The following is a 21,257-nucleotide window of genomic DNA, read 5'->3' as shown; positions in this document are numbered from 1 at the left end:
TCCATCTAAAAACTTAGATTTACAAAATAATAATAATTCAATCCATGAACCAAAGAGGAGTCCTTAAGGCAGGTCACTCCTCTTTGGTATTGTATATTCGGAAATAGCGTAAATTACTTAACTTTCTTAGCGAAGAATTCCAAAGTACGAACCAATTGAGCAGTGTAGGACATTTCATTGTCGTACCATGCTACAGTTTTAACGAGTTGTTTGTCGCCAACAGTCAATACTTTTGTTTGCGTAGCGTCGAACAGGGAACCGAAAGTCATACCCTTGATGTCGGAAGATACGATAGGATCTTCAGTGTAGCCATAAGTTTCTGGATCGGAAGCTTCCTTCATTGCTGCGTTAACTTCGTCAACAGTAACGTTCTTATCAAGAACAGTTACAAGCTCAGTCAGGGAACCAGTTGGAACCGGTACACGTTGAGCTGCGCCATCCAATTTGCCTTGCAATTCTGGGATTACCAGACCGATTGCTTTAGCAGCACCAGTGGTGTTAGGAACGATGTTCTCAGCAGCTGCACGCGCACGACGGAAGTCACTTTTCGCATGAGGAGCATCCAAAGTGTTTTGGTCGCCAGTATATGCGTGGATCGTAGTCATCAAGCCTTCTACGATGCCGAATTTGTCTTGAAGTACTTTAGCCATAGGAGCCAAACAGTTCGTTGTGCAAGAAGCACCGGAGATAACAGTTTCGGAGCCATCAAGGATTTCATGGTTAACGTTGTATACAACTGTCTTCATGTCGCCAGTAGCTGGAGCGGAGATAACGACTTTTTTAGCGCCGCCTTTAAGGTGAAGTTCAGCTTTTTCTTTTGTTGTGAAGAAGCCTGTGCACTCGAGAACGATATCTACGCCAAGTTCTGCCCAAGGCAATTCTTCAGGGTTGCGGTTAGCAAGAACCTTAACTTCTTTACCGTTAACTTTGAAGAAGCCGTCATGAACTTCAACTTCGCCATCAAATTTTCCTTGCGTAGTATCATATTTCAACAAATGAGCCAACATTTTAGCATCTGTCAGGTCATTGATTGCTACTACTTCGATGCCTTCAACATTTTGAATACGACGGAAAGCCAAACGTCCAATACGTCCAAATCCATTAATACCTACTTTTACACTCATGATTGATCCTCCCAGTGTTCTTTTTTATTAATCAAGACAAGGCAAGTAAGCCTGTCATGAGTAAACCATAGTCATTCTACCTAATTATTCTGAACCATGTCCCTGCCGTTCGATCTCTTTCACAATTTCAACCGCTGCCGCTTCATCCACGACCAGAATATCTTCCTGTCCGAATTTGAGCACAGCATGAATAGCTCTTGCTTTTGCCTTCCCCCCGGCGATACCTACCACTGTCTCAGCCTTCATAATATCCTCGAGGCGAAGTCCAAGTGTAAGCATCCTGTGGACGACAACGCCATCCTTATTGAAATAGTAGCCAAAAGATTCAGCAAGGGCTCCGTCCCTCTGCAGCTCGTCAATAACGGGCTGCTCCAATTTACGGCGCCGAGCCATCTCCATTGCATCCCCGATCCCATGTACGATAATTCGTGCCTGACGAATCATATCGACGATATCATGAATGTTCGGGTCATGTACCAAGGAATCATAGGCATCTCTGCCAAGAAGATCTGGCACATGCAGTAGCCTGTATCCGGCTCCGACACGCTTAGCCATACCTGAGGCAATCGTGTTAGCCTGTATTTCCAGACTCTCACCAAGTCCACCTCGTGCTGGAACGAACCAGCTCTGCTTCAGTGATGTATTTGAAGGCGGAGTCAGCTGTTCTGCTACCTCTGCCAGTGTGGTTCCGCCTGTTACAGCGACCACATCATCACCTCGCATCGCCTGGAGCAACGCCTTCGCTCCGGCTCGCCCTAGCTCCCGCTTCGTGAGCGGGGATGCTTCACTATCACCGGCAACCACTACAACCTTGCGAAGCCCGTAAGCCTCGCGGATCGTCTCCTCCAGATTGGCCAGACCGAAGATTTCCTTCACTACTGGCTCCAAGCCCTCCAGCAGTTTTCTGCCCGAATCACTGATTCTCATGCCTATATTCTCGATTTCTATCAGGCCCTGAGCCTTCAGGAGATCCGTCTCGGCCCGCAACACACGCTCTGTCATGTTCAGTGAGACCGCAAGCGTCCTGCGGCCGATCACATCCGACAACATGATCTGGTGAAGAATGGTATACCTTTTCTTGAGAATTTCCATGAGATCAGGAAGAAGCTGCCTTTGCATTTCTAACATTTTTCGCATGCTTTCCACTCCTGCAAGCTTCGTCTTCTCTCTCCTTCTCCTGGTCTTAAAACGTCCCGGGTTAACTTTTTAAGTCCCACTGTCATTTTAACCAATTTTTATCCCAGTTGCAAGCCTGACGTCCGTATATTTCTCATTCCTCTTACCTCTTATACACGCGAATTCTTGAACTCTAAAAAAAGCCTCTTCATCGCAAATATATTGTGCATCTATTCACAATGAGAAAGGCCTTTTTCAGACGTCTATTTTTAAACTAATAAGCTATTTATGAATCACGATGGTCATAGCACTCTTAGGCGGCAGCTGGAAGCTCAGAATGTCTTCTCCCTGCAGCTTCAATTCTACATTTTCCGCTTGATCTCTATCATTGAACAATATCACAGCGACCGATTCATCCGGGTTCTTGAAGGCTACTGACCGAATGCTGTCATAGCTGGAAGAGGCGATGCGCACCGCCTGCGGACGGACGAACTTGCTGAAATGGGCCAGCGCATAGTAATCCAGCGTGTAGGTCAGCTCGCGCGTCTGCTGATTCACCTGCACAATGCCGCGGCAAGTGCTTCTTCCGAAGCCGGGTACGGTAGGCCCATTATGCTCGTCTAAGGCCATATTCCACAGTACGAACGACTTGCTGTGATTTCGCAGAATCTCGATGCCCGTTCTCATCACATTGGAGAAGGCCGGTTCAAATGCAGGAATCCACTCTCCGCCTGACCCTTCAGTGAAATGGACCTCTTTTTCCGGAAAAGCTTGATAAACCTCGTTCTGCGCCGACGGGCTGCCCCCGTACCAATGCCATGCCACACCATCCACATCTTTATGCGCTTGCTCCAGCACGGTCAGCGGATAATCAGGCCTGTCCCAGTTATGATCGTAGCACAATATCTTAGTATCGATGTTGTTCTTCACGAACGCTGGCTTCAGGTAGTCCCTAATTAATTTACTCTGTGCCTCAGGCAGCATTAACATGCCGGGATAGTGCGGGGGTACGAACAAAGCTTCATTCTGCGGCGTTACCGCATAAATCGGCAGCCCATGCCCCGCATAAGCCTGGACATACCGAACGAAGTAATCGGCATAGACTTGATAGCACTCCTCCTTCAGCTCCCCACCGATCATGTGGCCGCTCGTCTTCATCCAGCCTGGCGCGCTCCAGGGCGAAGCCATTAGCTTGATCTCGGGATTCAGCCTCACGGCCTCCTGCAGCAAAGGAATAATGTCTTCTTCATCATGTGCGATGGAGAACCACTTCAGTTCAAGATCTGTCTCATTCTCGGGCAAATCGTTGTAGCTGTATATCTCCCGTGCATAGTCGGATGCCCCCATCGGATTTCGCAGCAACGATAATCCGATCCCGGACTCGGGATCGAACAGTTTGCGCATCAGTTCGCCCCTCTGCTCCGCATCCAGTACTTGATGGATCAAATAGGCCGCCGAATCTGTAAAAGAAGCGCCGAATCCGTCCATCATCTGATAGGTGTGACTCTTATCGATTAATATGGTGTTTATAGCTTGTTCCCCTGAGACAGGTGTCAGCTGCTCCGGGACCTTCCTTACGAACAGTTCATTCTCGCCATTGGATTGATATACGCTTAGTTTCAGCATGTCAATTCCCTCCGCTCTCAGTATTCATGAATGTCTATCTATACTTGGTTCGCTTACCGCGAATGTCGCTTAATGAAGAAGGCCCCTACAGGGAGGGGCCTTCTCAAATCTAGCCTTATTTCATACCCAGTTTTTCTTTATTCTTTTGCATTTTCTCGCTGCGTACTTTTACGATCTTATCCCAGTTGTTCTCGTCCAGGAACGATTTGTAGGCTGCCAGGCTGCTGTCGAATTCGGCCTCGCTTTTGGAGCGGATCATGCTGACCATGGTTGTATTCCATTTCGTATTGATCGCGCTCAGCGCACGGGCCTCCAGCGTGCCTTGATCGGGGTCGATGTTCTCCAATATGAAGTGTGGCATCAGTTTGCCCTTGCCCCATTCCTGCATCTGTTTAATCGCTTCCGGGAAGGAATCGTCGCTGAGCGCCTTGTAACGGTCATGACCGAAGAAGATGAATTCACCCATGCGGTAATCTTTCTTGAATTTGTCCGGATTATTCAATTGCAATTCTTTCACGTCAGGCAGCAATTCAAATTTACCTTCTCCGGCGGCCTTATAGGTTTCACCTTCGATTCCGTAGTTGACCAGCATCTGTCCCTCATCGCTAAGCAGATAAGTGAAGATTTGAATCGCCTTGGCAGGGTCCTTGCAGTCCTTCGTAATGAAGTTAATCATCCAGCCTGTAATCCCGGACTGGTTCAGCATCGGCTTGTTACCGACTGTACTTTGCGGCCCATCGATGGCGATATATTCCTTATCGGGGTTAGCACTCAGAAAGATCTGCAGGTTGCCACCCTGCTGCGGCGTTCCGTCCAGGAGCATCGTCGCGTATTTGCCGGATTTGACCTTCTCCTCAAAGGTCGGGCCGTCATCGGCAAAGCTGTCGTCACTGATGCTGCCGTCTCTATAAGCCGCATTCAGCGTCTTCAACCAGGTCAAATAGTCTTCGTCCAGGTTGCGGTTGTAGAAACCGCCATTCGGATCCTCAAGGGGAACGCCGATGAAATCCTGAAATACGTCGCCTAAAGAGCCTGTGCCCTCACCAATCGAGTTGAATCCGAAAGGAATCAGGCTCGGGAATCTGGACTTGATCTCCTTCAATACATTCTGGAATTCCTCCGGCGTACCCATGCTCGGCTTGCCTAATGCTTCGTATACATCTTTACGGACAATGAATGCCGTTTTGGCTGGAATTTGACCTCTTTCATAGTCGGTCTGCGTATTGGAATAGTTGGGATATCCGTATGTTTTGCTATCTTTCAATTGGAACCAGCTCAGCGTATCCTGCGCCGCTACTTTATTGAAGTAAGGGTCGTATTTCTCAGCCAGATCATTTAAGGAATATGCCCACGTATCAGCCTTCTGCACTACAGAAGAGTTGGAATCGAACACGGTGATCAGATCCGGCATCTCACCGCCGGCGAAGAAAGTGTTCAATTTGGTGTCATCACCCGTGATGAACTTGATATTTACGTTCAAATCCTCCTTTATTTTCTTCGTCACTACATCATTGCCAAACTCGCTGTTCCACCAGTCCGCGTTAACATACCAGGTAAGCTCTGTCGTTTCTTCTTTCTTGTCCAACTGCCAGGCTGGAGTATCGGCATTCGGCGTATAGCGGTCCTCAATCGAGATCAGCTCGCCTTTCTTGCCGCCGCCCTTGGATCCCCCTCCACAGCCGCTGACAATGAGTACCGTAGCCATCAACACAGCGCAGAGCTTGATTCCCGTTTTTCTGAAGCTCTTCTTGCTTTCTTTCATTTCGTTACCCTCCTTTTGATAAACCATGCTTTGAACTTCGGCCTATCTATCGCTGCCCTCTTCCATAACATGTACGAAGTAATTTTTACTCTTTGACCGCCCCCAGCATCATTCCAGAGATAAAATACTTCTGTAATATTGGATACATCACAACAATCGGCAGTGTCGTAATGACGATCGTTGCTAGTTGGACCCCTTTCGTCGTTGTCTCGATCACCGCTGAGCCACCAATGTCCTGCATAGACTGGGTTTGCGACTGAACGATAATCTCGTACAGCTTCATTTGCAGCGGATAGAGACTCTTATCAGTGATGTACAATTTCGTCGTCATGAAGTCATTCCATTGCCCGACCCCGTTAAACAAAGCAATGGTTGCTATAGCCGGCATGGACAAAGGGATGAAGATTTTCAGAAATATGCGCCAATCCCCTGCCCCGTCGATCTTGGCCGATTCTTCAAGAGAATCCGGGACATTGCGGAAGAAATTCATCAAAATAATGACGTCATAGTAGCTGAACAGAGCCGGAATAATGTAAACCCAGAAGCTATTCAACAATCCTAGCGACTTGATCAGCAAGTAGGTCGGGATCATCCCGCCGGAGAAGAACATGGTAATGACGCCCATCGTAACGTACAGCTTGCGGCCTCGGACCTCCCGCTTGCTAAGGCCATAGCCGACCATCGCGCAGAAGAATACGTGAGTGATGACCCCGACGAACGTCTTGGAAACTGAGATGAAGAAGGACTGCCATATGCTAGAATCCCTGAAAACGGCTTCATAATTCTCTAGCGAGAACTCCTTCGGCCAGAAGATGAAGCCTCCCTCAGCCAGCGATCTGCCAGAGCTAAAAGACGATACGATGACGTTCCACAGCGGTACTACGATAATGATCGTAAAAATAACGAGCAGTGATACGTTAACGGCGTCAAAAACCTGACTGTCTATGTCTCTCTTAAGTGTTTTCCGATTCACGAGAATGCCCCCTCTATAACACCGATTGGTTGTCGTTTAATTTACTTGTCACCTTGTTGGCGGTAACAAGTAGAATGACAGAGACGATGGAAACGCCTAAACCAACCGCGGTTGCATACGAGAAGTCGCCCTGCGTCATCCCCATGCGGTACACATAGGAGTTGATAACTTCCGCTCTAACCCGGTTCTGCGAGTTCATCAGCACGAGCGTCTGATCGAGATTTGAGCCCAATAAACCGCTTACAGTAAGGATCAGGTTCAAGCTGATAATCATCTTCATGTTCGGAAGCGTAATGTTCCAGATCTGCCTTAAGCGGCTTGCACCATCGATCTTGGCGGCCTCATAATAGGTCGGGTCGATCTTCGCCATAATCGCCAGATATAGAATCGTGCCCCAGCCCGCTTCCTTCCAAATATCCGACAGCGTCGCAATCCACCAATACTTGCCTGGATCGAGCAGTATATTCTGCGGAGTTGAAATAATCCCGAGCCCCACTAAAATCTGATTGAACAACCCCGAGGTCGAGAGCCAGGTGATCAACATCCCACCCAGAACGATCCAGGACAAAAAGTGCGGAAGATACGAAATGGTCTGCACTACTTTTTTGAACCGTCCCATGCCTAGTTCGTAGATCATAATCGCGAGAATAATCGGGATGACGAAGCCGATCAACAGCTTCAGGAAGCTGATGCCCAGTGTGTTCACTACGGAGTCCCAGAAGTATTTATCCGACAGGATGATCCTGAAATTCTCCAAGCCTACCCAAGGGGCCGAATCCAGCGTATCGATGACCGTGTAGCTCTTGAAAGCAATCGTTAATCCATAAATCGGGATGTAGCAAAAAATAATCATAAAAATGACGCCCGGGATAATCATCGACTGGATTTCCCATTGATTTTTAAAATCTACGCAAAACTCCTTAACCCTTTGTCCCATAGGCTTTTTAACTGGTACACCGGCTATTTTCTCCATTTACAGCTCCCCTTTCTAGTTAGCAAAATAAATAAAAACGTTTTTATTCCCTGCAAAAAAAAGGCCTGTTAACCGGTAATGATATAAACCGGGATGATCCTGATTTCTTTTTTATATAGAATCATCCCGATTTAATTTTATGTGGCATGAGCCCCGCACTACGATCTCGCTCGACAGCTTCTGCAGCTTGCCCTGTTCTTTCCTCTGAATCATGCGGACAAGATGATCGATAACGAGCATTCCCTGCCTGGCGATCTGGTTCCTTACCGTCGTCAGAGGAGGTGTGAAATACTGTGCGATTTCAATGTCGTCGAACCCCATAACGCTAATATCCTCGGGAACCCGGTAGCCTTCTGACTTCAAAGCCCGGATGCATCCGATGGCACTGAGGTCATTCCCGGCCAGAAAGGCATCCGGCACCTTGTCATGGTGCATACGGAGGAAGGATTTCACAGCATTATAGGAGGCTTCCTCCTCAAAATAACCCTGTAAAATATAATCCTGATCCATCTCAAGTTGATGCTCCCTGAGCGCAGCCAAATATCCTTCCTTGCGCTGAACGCTGTCAAACATCGTATCGACGCCTGAAATGTAAGCAATTTTCTTATGCCCTAGGCTGATCAAATATTTCGCTGCATCGTAACCAGCCACATAAGAATCAAAAATGACGCTTCCCATCGTCTCATTCTCGATCACTCGGTCAAGAAACACCGCCTTGATCTTATCCTTCTCCATGGAAGCAATATCATGTTCGTCAATCTTGAGCTCTTCGTAAATAACCAATCCATCCACGCGCCCGCCCAGAATATTGCTCATAATAACCTGCTTATCCTTGGTAACGAACACATTTAACCCGTAGCCTAGCCGCTCGCATTCACGGGCCATCGATTCCACTAGAATGTAGAAATACGCCCCCTTGACGCTCGTCGTGAAGAAACCAAGCATGTTCGTCTTGCCTGACTTTAAAAGCTTCCCGTTCAGGTTAGGCACATAATTCAGCCGCTTTGCGACCTTGAGCACGTGCGACTTCGTCTCCGGAGTCAGCACGTCTACATCATTCAATGCATTGGAGACAGTGGAGATGGACACCCCTGCTTCCCTTGCAACGTCCTTAATCGTAACTTTCGCCATTATGGATCGTCCTTTTTACAAAAACGTTTTTATAAATTTAAAATAACATAAAAACGTTTTCAGCACAATATGCTATTGGAAAATTTACTTGGTTTAAAACGAAAAATTTTGAGCTTTCACAAAATACACTATTACCTATAAACAGATCAATTTTTTAGCTTGCAATCTGCAAACAGATACCGTATAATCATCTTTGTTGCACAAAATTCATGCGCCCGTGGTCCAATGGATATGACGTAGGCCTCCGGAGCCTGAGATCGAGGTTCGATTCCTCGCGGGCGCGCCATATTTTATTTATAAAACCCGTTAAGGGCTTTTTTATTGCCTTGAGTTTGACTATCTTTGACTTTTGAAAAAAAATTAGTTATTATGGGGTTACAAATCATCGATTCCGTCAATTCTGGAATTGATTGAAGCATATGAACACAGCTTGATAACGAGGGGCTTCATTCCCTGTACGGGCTAATTATAAGGAGGGTTTATCGGTGAGTTATATTCCAATGGTTGTTGAACAAAGTAACCGTGGCGAACGAGCTTACGACATTTATTCCAGATTGCTGAAAGACCGGATCATTTTCCTCGGCACGCAGGTTAATGACGTCGTTGCCAATTCCATCATCGCGCAAATGCTATTCCTTGATGCCGAAGATCCTGGCAAAGATATTCATCTATATATCAACAGTCCCGGCGGTTCAATTACAGCCGGCATGGCCATTTATGATACGATGCAATTCATCAAATCCGATGTATCTACGATCTGTGTAGGCTTAGCTGCTTCCATGGGCGCATTCCTGCTCAATGCGGGTGCACCAGGCAAGCGCTTCGCTCTGCCAAACAGTGAGATCATGATCCACCAGCCGCTCGGCGGCGCAGAAGGTCAAGCGACGGATATCGAGATCCGCGCCCGCCGCATTCTCAAAATGCGCGACAATCTGAACAAAATCCTTGCTGAACGTACTGGCAAGCCGCTGGAACAAATCGAGCGAGATACAGACCGCGATAATTTCATGAGTGCTGTTGAAGCGATGGAATACGGATTGGTCGATAAAGTGATCGATAAAGCTGCATTATAATAGGTAACCTAAATAGACAGCAGACCTGGTAGCACCAGGCCTGCTGTCTTCTTTTTACTTCACAATCTCCTTGCTTTTCACCCCGAGCTCAGAGAAGGGAAAATAGAACTCTGGGAATCCGTTCACATATGGCAAATACTCGTATAGTGGCAGGTAAATCACAACTCCATCATTTTTCAGATAATAGGTCGGATTGCTGCCGATCGTCTTGAAGCCGCCGAAGTACCCCTCGGTTGCTTCCAATTGCTTGGTGATTGCCGGGTCCACAATACGACGATAGTCTGGATTCGCCTTCAGTACCTCATCAAGCGTCAGCAGCTTGCCATCGCTGAGACGGAAAGTCAGCCCCTCACGGGTAGGATTGCCATGCGCTCCCCCTGTATAAGAGTAGTATTGTAACAGAATACTTAACAGCCCATCGCGATTGAAGGTCACCGTATAGTTGCCAAGGAATTGATACGGCTTATCGCTAGGCGGCGCTCCCTCCTTGGTGGCTTGCAGCGACTGCTTAATAAATTCATCCGTTCGGCTCTGCAGAACATCATTGATCTTCCGCTCCGCATCTTTGCTCTTCACTCCACTGATCTGAGGATACTCTACCTTAATCGAGGCTTCGGGGATAGATTTATCGACAAGTCGCGTAGTTATTTTAATATTGTTCATTTTATGCGGAACCAGATTCAACGTGTTCTTCGCCGCATCATACGTCGAACTGAATCCAAGATGATCTGTCAGCACTCTGGACGATACATAGCGGACCCCATTCAGCTCTTTCCACTCATACGGAAGCACCTGGGTACTGCCATTCACAACCGCCCAAGCCCCATCCTCCTTCGGGGTAAGCTGAACCACGACATGGTCCCTCCGTAGAAAATAACGGTCGCTACCTTTATCGTATTTAACCTTAACCTTTAGTCCCTTCTCTATTAATTCAAGCGGAACCAGAACATCCTCCTGCCCTTGAATCCCATGCAGCTTCATCGGCTTGCCCTTTAGAGTCACTTGCACAGGAGCCGGAGCCTGGTCAGAAGCTGGTTGATCGCCCTTCTGCAGCTTTCCTATCGGTTCGCCTTCCACTCTATCTGACTTACTATAGCCCTCGTCAGCTGAGACAGGCATAGATCCGGCCGGAATTCCTGAAGCTATGATTACAGCAGCCAGTACAATAGCTATCATCTTCGAGATCTTCGTTGTCATTAGCTTATTGCCCCCTTTTCATGGATACCCCAATTTTTCCCGGAACTGCTGTAAATCATGCAGGAATAGCCTGGACTATTCGTTTCCTACCGCGATCAACGGGAACTCCATGATCACCTTGGCCCCTTGCTGTGGCTCTGACTCCACCCGAATCCGTCCTTGATGAGCGATCACGATCGCGTGGGCAATGCTCATGCCCAGACCGGCGCCGTCCGTTGTCTCATCCGTGCTTGTGCCGCGGTAATACCGCTCGAACAGATTGCACCGCGTCTCTTCATCCATTCCCTGACCATTGTCGGCGACACAGATCCAGGCCGCATCCCCCGCAATACCGGTACTCACTGTAATCTCCGTTCCCTCAGGATTATGATTCACCGCATTCGTGATAATATTGTCGAGCATGCGCCGGAACCACTTCGGGTTCGCCATAATGGTCAACTCTTCCTCCCACTCCTCATAAGAGAAGACGGCCGTATCAATCGTCGCGTCATTGACATACCGCAGCACCGAGCGTCGGACGAACTCATTTAATTCAATCGGCTCTAGCGGAATACGCAGAGCATTGTTCTTCAGCTGAAATGTCAGGGAGAAATCCTGAACCAGCTCCAACATGAAATCCCCTTTTTCCCGAATGACCTTGCCCATCTCCTTCAGCTCGGCTTCATCCCAACTAAATTGCCCGCTCTCCAGCAGATGGCCATAACCCTGGATCGTCGCCAGCGGTGTCCGCAAATCATGGGAAATGCCTGTCATCCATTCCTCCCGGGTCTGCTCCAGCAGCTTCCGATCCCGCTGTGAAGCATCCAATTGGGTCGCCATCTCGTAGAAGCCGGCAATAACCTCTTTATAGAGTCGGTATCGCATGCGGATCTTGCCATTACGCTTGAACACCTTTTTACGTTCCTTCTCCGTCAACGCTTCGCTATACCGCCCCTCGCCCATCCGTTCAAACCAACCAGCGAATAGGGTCAGCGGCTGCCCATAGCGATATCCGTGCCAGATCGACAGCGCCAGCGTCACCACCATGACACTAACCCCAATGACAACCAGCCCCTTGATCAGGTCATAAAATATCGACTGCTTCTCTATCGTCCTCCCCTGCTTGCCTTGATGCAGAAGCCAGGTGTTGCCGCTATCCTCATCGTAATGTACCGACAATTCCATCGGATAACTGCCCGGCTCTGCGTGTATCGCCACCAAATCAAGGGGAAGATATCTCTTATCTGTGCTGCCTTGAGCGGATTGTCCGATAGACTGCAATATCTCTCCCTCCGTATTTACAACCTGTAAATACTCATCCTTGCCATGAAGCTGCTGCTCAAGCTCCGCCATGGCATCCGCCCGAATCTGTCCTTTCTGGTTATACTTCTGGAACCATTCATTCAACAGCTTCGTGCCCAGATCCTGCCTTCCCATCAAATAAACGACAGATTTCAGTCCATCCGCTTCCGGCTCCAGCGCCGCGGACACCCGATAGGAGCCGAGCCTACGAGACTCCTGAATGTTCAGCAGCTCCGTTGCTCCATAAGTCTTCTTCAGATCTGCCGGTGCATTTAAGGAATAAATCACGCTCCCCCTGTCATTGATAATTTGCAGCCAATATCCTTGCTCTTTCAGCAGCTTCTTCCAACGGTGATTCATCTCTACCTCATCATTCTGGATGATCGTCTCGATCTTGATCGCATCCAGGGCCCCTGTCGAGAAGGTCCGCTTCAAATCCTGGTTGGCCATATAATTGAACAACGAGAATAAGATGATCATCATCGTCAACAGGATCAAGACCCACTGCATCAGAAGCTGATAGGTAAAATGCAGGGCTAGGCGGGTTCTGATCTTCCTCATGGGCTCACCTTCACCAGCTTATATCCCAGTCCCCGAACTGTCAGCAGGTATTCAGGATTACCGGGATCTTCCTCGATTCGTTCGCGGATTTTGCGGATATGCACCATCACGGTGTTGTCATCCCCAAGTCCATCCATGCCCCATACCTCTTCATAGAGTTGTGCCTTCGAGAACACGATGCCAGGATGCTTGCATAAGAACAATAGCAGCTGATAAGCTAGAGCAGGACAGGGAACTTCCTTGCCGTCTACAAGCAGCGTGCCCGAGAATTCATCGAGGACGAAGCGACCAAAGTCATAACGGCCGCGGCTGTCCTCCAGTCTAACCGGTGTGGCGGGCGTTACCACGCTTAGCCTTCACACGGGCGGCGATCTCCAGCGGATTGAACGGCTTGGTCACGTAATCGTCTCCGCCCGTTGCAAAACCCGTCAACACATCGAGGTCCGAAGTCCGGGCTGTCAAGAAGATAATATGGGCATCCGAAGCCTTGCGAATTTGCGGACATAAATCGAAGCCTGTCTGATCCGGCAGCATGACGTCCAGCAGAATGATATCTATCGTATGACGCTTGATCAGCTCTAGCGCTTCCTTACCGTTATTCGCTGTGTAAATATGCCTGAATCCTTCCTTACGCAGCACCATTTCAATCAATTGCACAATGGCCTTTTCATCATCGACGAGTAAAATTTTCGCATTCTCCATCCTATAAACCACCTCAGCAGCATTGTATCAAACCAATCTTAATTCGAGCTAAACAATATTTACAGCTGTTCAACAAATGTTAAGCGGGATTTTAGTTCCTATTTAAGCTCCACTGCTACACTGATCCTCGAGGTGATTAATATTGAAGAGTAAAAGGATACGGTTGATCGATTGTTTGCGAGGATTCAGTCTGCTTGGCATACTTCTCGCCAATATGCTGATTTTCCAGTACGGAATGCATGGGAAGGATCTGCTGCATCTGTTCCACGTAACGACCGCCGGATCAACGGCTCATAAATTCGTACAACTGCTGGTAGAAGGCAGCTTCATGCCGATCTTCACATTCGTGTTCGGATTTGGCATGATCAAGATGAAAGAGAGCTTGAACGCAAGAAATCGAAAAGCGGGCTGGCCTTTACTGCGCAGATTCGCTTTGCTAGGAGCTATCGGTCTCCTGCACAGCACCTATCTATGGGACGGCGATATCCTGTTCTATTACGGGATCATCGGAATTATGCTTCTGATCTTTATGAACCGCAAGCCTAAGACGCTGCTTATATGGTCTTGTATTCTAATGTTATTAGTGGGGCTCATCGGGATATTTCCTGAGAATAAACAATCCAAGAGCACGCAAGAAATGAACCAGCGCATCGAGGCCTATGTCAAAAATACAGTAACCCTCTACGCGGGAGGCAGCTATGCAGAGATCAAACATGATCGGGAGACCGCTGATCCTATGGCGAAGTCGGCTTCGGCTATGCTGGTCATAGCTATGATTGCACCGATGCTGCATATGCCTTTGTTTTTGCTCGGTATGTACGCCGCGAAGCGACGATGGTTTATCGATCCTGAACAGAAAACCGCAACCTATCGTAAATACCTGTTCATTTTCCTGCCGCTAGGATTATTGTTCAAATCATACAGTCTTGTATTCCCAGACCAGATCGGTTCAGGAACCGGGATGCTGGTCGGTGGAAGTCTGTTATCCATCGGCTATATGATGGCGTTCGCCCTCGCTTACTCCAGATTTTCCTCGTCTCGGTTGTTTGGATATTTTGAAGCTGTCGGCAAGCTATCGCTCACCAACTATCTCATGCAGACCGTCATCTGTACGGCGATATTCTACGGAGATGGTTTGGGCTGGTTCGGCAAAATCGGTGTCATCGCCGGCTGCGGACTGGCGCTCTTGATTTACATCCTGCAGATGTTCTTTAGCAGCTGGTATAACTCCTACTTCAAATCAGGTCCGTTCGAGCGGATTCTGCGCATGTGGACCTATCTTTCCCTAAGCGGCAAGGCTAAACGGAAGAAGAACCTGGCAGCTGCGGAAATATAGCTACACAAACAAAAGGCCTCCCTCAGTAGACAAACTACTTAAGGGAAGGCCTTCTTTTCTTAAACTCTATTCAACGGATCTATTCCCGACCACTCTTCAGTTCAGTCCAGAAACGGTCGTACAGGCTCACTTGCGATCCTATATCGCTCAGCCATTCTGTACGCGACATTTCTTCATCGGTCAGATTGATCATTTTATCAGCGTTATATTCCGCACTGTGGAACGGAGCCGATTTCGTGTTAGGATCGCTATAGCCGATCGACTCATAGTTCTTCGCACTAACCTCAGGCTCAAGCATAAAGTTGATGAACTTCTCAGCTAGCTCCTTATGATTTGCATTCTTAGGAATTGCATAATTATCCGCGAAGATCGTGCTGCCTTCCTTCGGAATCACGAAGCCGATATCGGGATTATCCTTGGCGATGAAGGAAGCGTCCCCGGACCATACGGTGGCGATCCAGCCCTCTTCCTGAATCATCTTCTGCTTAATATTATCTGTATCAAAAGCGAGCACGCTTGGCAGTAAAGTCTTCAGATCGTTAACGGCTGCGGTGATTTCTCCCTCGTCCTTAGAGCTATTGGAGTGTCCCGCCTTCTTCAGCGCCATGCCGATCACCTCGCGGTTATCATCAAGCAAGATGACCTTGCCCTTATACGCAGGGTTCCAGAGATCCTCCCAGCTATCAATCTCATCCTTGACATACTTCTTGTTGTAAGCAATCCCGGTTACCCCTGACATGTAGACAATGGAATATTTATTCCCAGGATCGAACGTAGGATTCTTATAGACATCGGCAATATTCTCAAAGTTCGGAATGTTGTTCATGTCCAGCGGAGCAAGCAGGTCCTGCTTAATCATCATCTCCACCATATAATCGGATGGCTGAATCAGATCATACCCATTACCCCCTGCCTTAATCTTGGCCAGAAGGTCCTCGTTGTTCGCGAACACATCATACTTCACCTTGACATTGTATTGCTTCTCAAAGTCCTTAATGACGTCCATATCAAAGTTGTCAGCCCAGCTGTAAATGTTCAGCGTCTCCTTGGACGATCCTCCGCAACCGGATAGCAAGCCAACCACCATCATTACCGCCAGCAACAAGCCAGCCCACTTCATTCTTTTCAATTCCTTTATCTCCTCTCTTTCATGAAACTTTATTGTATTTAGAAGGGAAGTACAGATTGCTTCTTTTGCCCTTTACCCTTATTGAGGATAAATTGCGCCAGTAAAATCAGCGTTACGCTAACAATGATCAATATCGTACACAATGCGTTAATTTCCGGGGAAATACCCCGTTTCACCTGGCCGTAGATATAAATCGGCAAAGTTGTCGAATTTGGGCCACTCACGAAAAAGCTGACCATGAAATCATCCAGGGACATCGTAAACGCAATGATCGCTCCGGAAATAATCCCCGGCAGAATCTGCGGCATCGTCACGAAGCGGAATGTCTGCCAAGCTCCCGCCCCCAAATCCTGAGCTGCCTCTTCCAGACCGTCCTTCATTCCTGTAAGCCGCGTCGAGACGACGACATGCACATAGGAAATGCTAAAAGTAATATGCGCGATGATGATCGTCAATCTTCCGAGCGGAATATGGAACTGCGAGAACAGCATGAGTAACGACAAACCCATAATAATATCAGGAATAATGATTGGCAAGTATAATAAACCGCCCATCCCTGCCTTTATTTTCTTGGTTGTCTTGCGCATCGCCAGAGCGGACATCGTACCTAACAGGGTAGATACCACAGTCGACACAACCGCTACAATCAGCGTGTTCGTTAACGCCTCCATCACATAGGAGTTCTCAAAGAGCGACAGATACCAGTCAAAGGTAAAGCCACTCCAATCTGCTGCCAGACGAGAGCTATTGAACGAGTATACAATGATGATGATAATCGGGATGTATATAAAGATCATCATCAATAAAGAGTGAATACCGAGAAGCGGATGATTCTTGCTCTTCATTAGCGCCCCTCCTTCACTTTCAAATGTCTTGATGTCATCGCCCTATTGAACAGAGCGATCATAATCAGTGAAGTAATCACGAAGATCACGGATAGGGCCGACCCGAACGGCCAGTTCCGCGCCCCCAGGAATTGACTCTGGATAATGTTACTGATCATCGCCGACTTGGCTCCGCCGAGAATATCCGTCACGACGAACATCCCGGTCGTGGATACATAGACAAGCACCGCGCCAGTCATGATCCCCGATTTGGTCTGCGGTAGAGTGATATGCCAGAACGATCTCCATGGAGTCGCCCCGAGGTCACTCGCTGCCTCCAGCAGCTTCTTATCCATCTGCTCCAGCGCCACATAAATTGGCAGCACCATGAACGGGACGAAGGTATATACCATCCCTAACAGTACGGCCCCTTTTGTATATAGCATTTGCAGTGGCTCCTGAATCAAACCCCAGTTGATCAGCAGTGAATTGACGACACCCTGCGTTCTTAGCAACAGTACCCAGGCATACGTGCGGATCAGGAAATTGATCCAGAACGGAATCGTGATCATTACGAGCCCCCAGGTCTGCATTCTCGGACTTGCATTGGCTATATAGTACGCAAGCGGATAGCTGAGCAACAGACAAATGGCTGTAGTCAGCACCGATAATACGATCGTATCCCAATAGATACCTAAATATAAAGGATCAAAAAACGTCGCATAAGAGTCCAGATTGAAATGGTATACCACATTCCCGAGCTCATCGCGGTCCATAAAGGAAATGCCCACAACCATAAGCATCGGTAGAAGCAGGAACAGAAACAGCCATAAAAATACCGGCAAGAGGCTTAGGTTCGACTTCCTCATGACCCGATATTCACCTCGTCCCGGGTATCCCAATGAACTCCGATTCTCTCTCCCACCTGCCAGATATGATTGTCTGAAGAATCGAGTACAATCGACACCGTCATCGGCTCCTCGTCCAGCTGGACGATGACCTTATGGATACTCCCTAGATACTGAACATCGATAATCTGACCCGTACGTCTCGCTGCATCGAGATCACGGATACCGTGAAGCTTCTCAGGTCTTACCGCGAACAGGCGGCCTTCCTCCGAGAAGATGTTATTCTCACCGATGAAGGTAGCTGCGAAGAGCGTCGTCGGTTTGGAATACACCTCACGCGGGCTGCCGATTTGCTCGACCTGCCCGTTGTTCATAATCACGATCCGGTCGGACATCATCATCGCCTCATCCTGATCATGCGTTACATATACGAACGTAATGCCCAGACTTCGCTGCAGATGCTTCAATTCAGACTGCAAATTCTTACGCAGCTGTAGATCCAGCGCCCCCAACGGCTCATCCAAGAGCAGCACCTTGGGCTTATTGGCAATCGCGCGGGCGATCGCAACACGCTGCTGCTGTCCGCCTGATAATTGATGCGGATAACGTTTCATAAGCGGCGTCAATTGTGTCATTGCCACCGCTTCTTCTATACGCTCACGCCGTTCTTTCGTCGGCAGCTTCTTCATTTTCAGACCAAAATCAATATTATCCTCCACCGTCATATGTGGGAATAGAGCATAATGTTGAAAGACGAGATTCAAATCTCGGCGATTCGGCGGCAGCTTCGTCAGATCAGCACCATCGAGTAATATTCTGCCGCTGGTAGGTTGTTCAAACCCCGCGAGCATGCGCAGAATTGTCGTCTTGCCACAGCCGCTCGGACCCAATAAGGTCAGGAATTCCCCTTCCTTAATAGTGAGCGATAGCGGATGCACTACAACTTGTCCTGCAAAGTGCTTTTCAACCCCAGCCAGTTCAATCATGTATGCATCAACTCCTTCTGAAGTAATCGAATGTCTCAAAGTCCTCTTCAAATGAAAGTTCAGAAGGTCTCCCGGAATCGCCTCATGATCACAAAAAGGATTTTCTGAACCGCCTCTTTAAGAAAAAAAAGCCATATCCATTGGTATGGCTTTTACAGGTCAATTGATTCATTTTTGCAATATACACTATACCTTTTTTTAGCGACAGTTACAACACTTTTCTAAGTCCCTGTGCTGCAATTCGTCGAATAATTATCCGAATCGACAAATAATATCTCCACTTTATACGCAAATTGGATACGGCCAGTTGGTTTGTTAATAATATCCCCTGTCCCTGCAAAAAATAAGCGTCAGCGATGGACAAAATAAAAAAGGAGTACGCAAGCGCTGCTTCGCCGCGTACCCCCGGTCAAATTGATAAACTATTCAGTCAGCTATAACCTCTATTACTTCATTTCGTAGGTGATGCTTAGGGATGTGGACACCGTAATCTCGCCAGGCTCAACCGAAGTTCCGCTATCCGCAGCCACCGCCATCGTCTTCATCGCGTAGTTCTCTGAGTACAACGAAACGTTGCCGCCCGATTGAGAAATGTTCAGCGCTGCCCCAAGCTGACGATTCGCGGCTTTGGCAATCGCACTAGCCTTAACATTGGCATTGTTCATCGCCTTTTGAATCACTTCTGCTAAATATTGGTCCCCATTCTCCACACTGAAGCGAATATTGTCGATGCGGTTCGCCCCGGCTTCCGTCACAGCATCGATCAAGGTGCCCACTTTCTCCAGGTCACGATAAGTAACATTCAACGTATGCGTCGCTGTATAGCCAGTCAGCTTCTGTCCCTCTTTTTCATTATAGGTATAATTCGGCTGCACATAGAACTGTCCGGTCTTCAGATCCTTGCTATCGATCTTCCATGTATCCTTGAGCAGCTTGCTGATTTGAGAGAATTTCGCAGCATTTGCACTCTGCGCTTCCTTGGCTGTCTTAGCCTGGGTCTCTACACCGATCGAGAGATAAGCGATATCCGGCTTCACCGTGATCTCTCCATTGCCGACTACACTAATCACATTCTTCTGCACCTCGTCCGCATAAGCTGGTGTTGCCTGGAAGACTCCGCCGAATACCGGCCCCCCCAGTAGCAGCGTTCCCGTAAGCATCATTACTCCAACAGGCTTCAACCATTTCCTCATCATAGACCCCTCCAGTATTGGTTAAATTCTAACTACTAAACGAAGTTTATAGAGAAATGTTGCAGTATACGCACAAAATAAAAAAGACCTCCGTCATTATACAGAACAGAGGTCTTTCTTCAGGAACAATATCAGATTATTGGTTCTCCAATTCTTCTTTGCTCACTAAGTTGATTAAAGCGTTTGCAGCCTGCTCGGCATCCGCACCTTCAGCACTGATGTAAATTTCCGTACCGGTACTGATTGCGAGGCTCATAATGCCCATGATACTCTTAGCATTCACTTTTTTATCGTCTTTCTCAACGAAAATTTCCGAAGAATATTTATTCGCTTCCTGAACGAACAACGCCGCTGGGCGTGCGTGGAGACCCGTCTTCAACTTAACGACAACTGGGTTTTTTACCATAACCTATACCCCCCTATTACATTATCAATCAACAGTTTTTATTATATTATTATAGCATACAGACCAGTGGCACACTAGCAAACAAATTAGCTACCCCGAATTTTTTCCGCCATCTCATCAATCTTACGCAGACGGTGGTTCACGCCTGATTTGCTAACCGTTCCTTTCAGTAGCTCGCCGACTTCCTTCAGATTCATGTCCGGATGCGCCAACCGCACCTCAGCCACCTCGCGAAGCTTGTCCGGCAAGTTCTCCAGGCCGATCTCCCGCTCCAGCAGCTTGATATTATCGATCTGCCTCACCGCCGCACCGATCGTCTTGTTCAGATTCGCCGTCTCGCAATTGACGATCCGGTTCACCGAATTACGCATATCCCGCATAATCCGCACATCCTCGAATTTGAACAACGCCTGATGCGCACCGATAATATTCAGCAATTCGATAATTTTCTCGCCTTCCTTAATGTAGAAGATGAAGCCCTTCTTGCGCTCGATGCAGCGAGCATTCAGGTGGAATTCATTCGCCAACTCGACAAGAGCCTGACAGTGCTCCTCATACATCGAGGAGATCTCCAGATGGTAAGAGGAACCTTCCGGATTATTCACCGATCCCCCAGCCATGAAGGCACCGCGCAGATAAGCTCTCTTACAACAGTTTTTCCGGGTAAGCTCCTTATTAATCCCCTCTGTAAAAATAAAGCCTTCTGACACGATACGCAGCTCTCTCAGAATCTCTTCCACTCGAACCGGAATACGCACGATATATACATTATTCTTCTTCAACCGCATCTTCTTGCGAACGAGCAATTCCGTATGGATCTGGAAATGCTTCTTCAACAAAGAATATATTCGCCTGGCAATCGCAGCGTTCTCCGTGGATATGTCCAAAACTACCTTCTTATTCGAAACTTGAACCGAACCGTTCATCCGAATCAGGGCGGATAATTCAGCCTTCTCACAGCAGGGTTCCGCCTCGACCAAGGTTAATTCTTTTTTGGTTTGCGCCGCAAACGACAA

18 protein-coding genes, 1 tRNA gene and 1 pseudogene are annotated in these 21,257 nt (G+C 47.9%); 3 read left to right on the top strand and 17 right to left on the bottom strand.

The features are described 5' to 3' along the window. Positions 1 to 113: 113 nt before the first annotated feature. The 7 genes from gap to BFJ94_RS20175 form a co-directional block, all read right to left on the bottom strand. Complete coding sequence (gene gap / locus BFJ94_RS20205) at positions 114 to 1,124, bottom strand: type I glyceraldehyde-3-phosphate dehydrogenase (protein ID WP_120464251.1); 1,011 nt, start codon at positions 1,122 to 1,124, stop codon at positions 114 to 116. An 84-nt stretch (positions 1,125 to 1,208) separates the two neighbouring features. After that, positions 1,209 to 2,261: a sugar-binding transcriptional regulator gene (locus BFJ94_RS20200; RefSeq protein WP_120464250.1), complete on the bottom strand. Its 1,053-nt coding sequence runs from the start codon at positions 2,259 to 2,261 to the stop codon at positions 1,209 to 1,211. A gap of 261 nt (positions 2,262 to 2,522) precedes the next feature. After that, positions 2,523 to 3,866, bottom strand: a complete 1,344-nt coding sequence (locus BFJ94_RS20195) for a glycoside hydrolase family 30 protein (RefSeq protein ID WP_120464249.1) — start codon at positions 3,864 to 3,866, stop codon at positions 2,523 to 2,525. A 115-nt stretch (positions 3,867 to 3,981) separates the two neighbouring features. After that, a complete protein-coding gene (locus BFJ94_RS20190) occupies positions 3,982 to 5,628 on the bottom strand; it encodes a type 2 periplasmic-binding domain-containing protein (protein WP_120464248.1) in 1,647 nt (548 codons plus the stop codon). 85 nt (positions 5,629 to 5,713) lie between these two features. Then, entirely contained in the window at positions 5,714 to 6,601 is an 888-nt protein-coding gene (locus BFJ94_RS20185; RefSeq protein ID WP_120464247.1) for a carbohydrate ABC transporter permease, read from the bottom strand. 13 nt (positions 6,602 to 6,614) lie between these two features. After that, positions 6,615 to 7,574 carry an ABC transporter permease gene (locus BFJ94_RS20180; RefSeq protein WP_120464246.1) on the bottom strand — a complete coding sequence of 320 codons (960 nt, stop codon included), beginning with the start codon at positions 7,572 to 7,574 and terminating at the stop codon, positions 6,615 to 6,617. A 111-nt stretch (positions 7,575 to 7,685) separates the two neighbouring features. After that, entirely contained in the window at positions 7,686 to 8,705 is a 1,020-nt protein-coding gene (locus BFJ94_RS20175) for a LacI family DNA-binding transcriptional regulator (protein ID WP_120464245.1), read from the bottom strand. A gap of 211 nt (positions 8,706 to 8,916) precedes the next feature. Here BFJ94_RS20175 and BFJ94_RS20170 point away from each other — a divergent pair. Beyond that, positions 8,917 to 8,991 (top strand) — tRNA-Arg (locus BFJ94_RS20170). A gap of 199 nt (positions 8,992 to 9,190) precedes the next feature. After that, positions 9,191 to 9,778, top strand: a complete 588-nt coding sequence (clpP, locus tag BFJ94_RS20165) for an ATP-dependent Clp endopeptidase proteolytic subunit ClpP (RefSeq protein ID WP_120464244.1) — start codon at positions 9,191 to 9,193, stop codon at positions 9,776 to 9,778. A gap of 54 nt (positions 9,779 to 9,832) precedes the next feature. On the opposite strand, the gene BFJ94_RS20160 is transcribed toward clpP, so the two are convergent. The 3 genes and pseudogenes from BFJ94_RS20160 to BFJ94_RS20150 all read right to left on the bottom strand — a co-directional run bounded on the left by BFJ94_RS20160 (position 9,833) and on the right by BFJ94_RS20150 (position 13,519). Beyond that, entirely contained in the window at positions 9,833 to 10,975 is a 1,143-nt protein-coding gene (locus BFJ94_RS20160) for a PdaC/SigV domain-containing protein (protein WP_120464243.1), read from the bottom strand. 75 nt (positions 10,976 to 11,050) lie between these two features. Next, positions 11,051 to 12,817 (bottom strand): sensor histidine kinase, encoded by a 1,767-nt coding sequence (locus tag BFJ94_RS20155; RefSeq protein WP_120464242.1) that lies wholly within the window; start codon positions 12,815 to 12,817, stop codon positions 11,051 to 11,053. Continuing rightward, a pseudogene (locus BFJ94_RS20150) lies at positions 12,814 to 13,519 on the bottom strand (response regulator transcription factor). Before BFJ94_RS20150 ends, BFJ94_RS20155 begins: the two are co-directional and overlap by 4 nt. 142 nt (positions 13,520 to 13,661) lie before the next feature. On the opposite strand from BFJ94_RS20150, the gene BFJ94_RS20145 reads away from it, so the two are divergent. After that, a complete protein-coding gene (locus BFJ94_RS20145) occupies positions 13,662 to 14,855 on the top strand; it encodes a DUF418 domain-containing protein (RefSeq protein ID WP_240431920.1) in 1,194 nt (397 codons plus the stop codon). Between the two features lie 79 nt (positions 14,856 to 14,934). On the opposite strand, the gene BFJ94_RS20140 is transcribed toward BFJ94_RS20145, so the two are convergent. The 7 genes from BFJ94_RS20140 to whiA form a co-directional block, all read right to left on the bottom strand. Next, positions 14,935 to 15,975, bottom strand: a complete 1,041-nt coding sequence (locus tag BFJ94_RS20140; protein WP_188831481.1) for a polyamine ABC transporter substrate-binding protein — start codon at positions 15,973 to 15,975, stop codon at positions 14,935 to 14,937. A 47-nt stretch (positions 15,976 to 16,022) separates the two neighbouring features. Continuing rightward, the gene (locus BFJ94_RS20135; protein WP_120464240.1) at positions 16,023 to 16,829 is read right to left on the bottom strand and encodes an ABC transporter permease; all 807 of its coding nucleotides are present in this window, start codon (positions 16,827 to 16,829) and stop codon (positions 16,023 to 16,025) included. Next, the gene (locus BFJ94_RS20130; protein WP_120464239.1) at positions 16,829 to 17,677 is read right to left on the bottom strand and encodes an ABC transporter permease; all 849 of its coding nucleotides are present in this window, start codon (positions 17,675 to 17,677) and stop codon (positions 16,829 to 16,831) included. The genes BFJ94_RS20135 and BFJ94_RS20130 overlap by 1 nt, the downstream gene beginning before the upstream one ends. After that, positions 17,674 to 18,642, bottom strand: a complete 969-nt coding sequence (locus BFJ94_RS20125) for an ABC transporter ATP-binding protein (RefSeq protein ID WP_120464238.1) — start codon at positions 18,640 to 18,642, stop codon at positions 17,674 to 17,676. Before BFJ94_RS20125 ends, BFJ94_RS20130 begins: the two co-directional genes overlap by 4 nt. Positions 18,643 to 19,088: 446 nt before the next feature. After that, complete coding sequence (locus BFJ94_RS20120) at positions 19,089 to 19,838, bottom strand: SIMPL domain-containing protein (protein WP_308424698.1); 750 nt, start codon at positions 19,836 to 19,838, stop codon at positions 19,089 to 19,091. Positions 19,839 to 19,971: 133 nt separating this feature from the next. Continuing rightward, positions 19,972 to 20,241, bottom strand: coding sequence for an HPr family phosphocarrier protein (locus BFJ94_RS20115; protein WP_120464236.1), 270 nt, complete (start codon positions 20,239 to 20,241; stop codon positions 19,972 to 19,974). Between the two features lie 86 nt (positions 20,242 to 20,327). Beyond that, the gene (whiA, locus tag BFJ94_RS20110) at positions 20,328 to 21,257 is read right to left on the bottom strand and encodes a DNA-binding protein WhiA (protein ID WP_120464235.1); all 930 of its coding nucleotides are present in this window, start codon (positions 21,255 to 21,257) and stop codon (positions 20,328 to 20,330) included.

The sequence above is a fragment of the Paenibacillus aceti genome (genome assembly GCF_003614185.1).
GTDB lineage: Bacteria > Bacillota > Bacilli > Paenibacillales > Paenibacillaceae > Fontibacillus > Fontibacillus aceti.
Note: the sequence above shows the minus strand (reverse complement) of the source record. Positions and strands in the feature narration are given on the sequence as shown.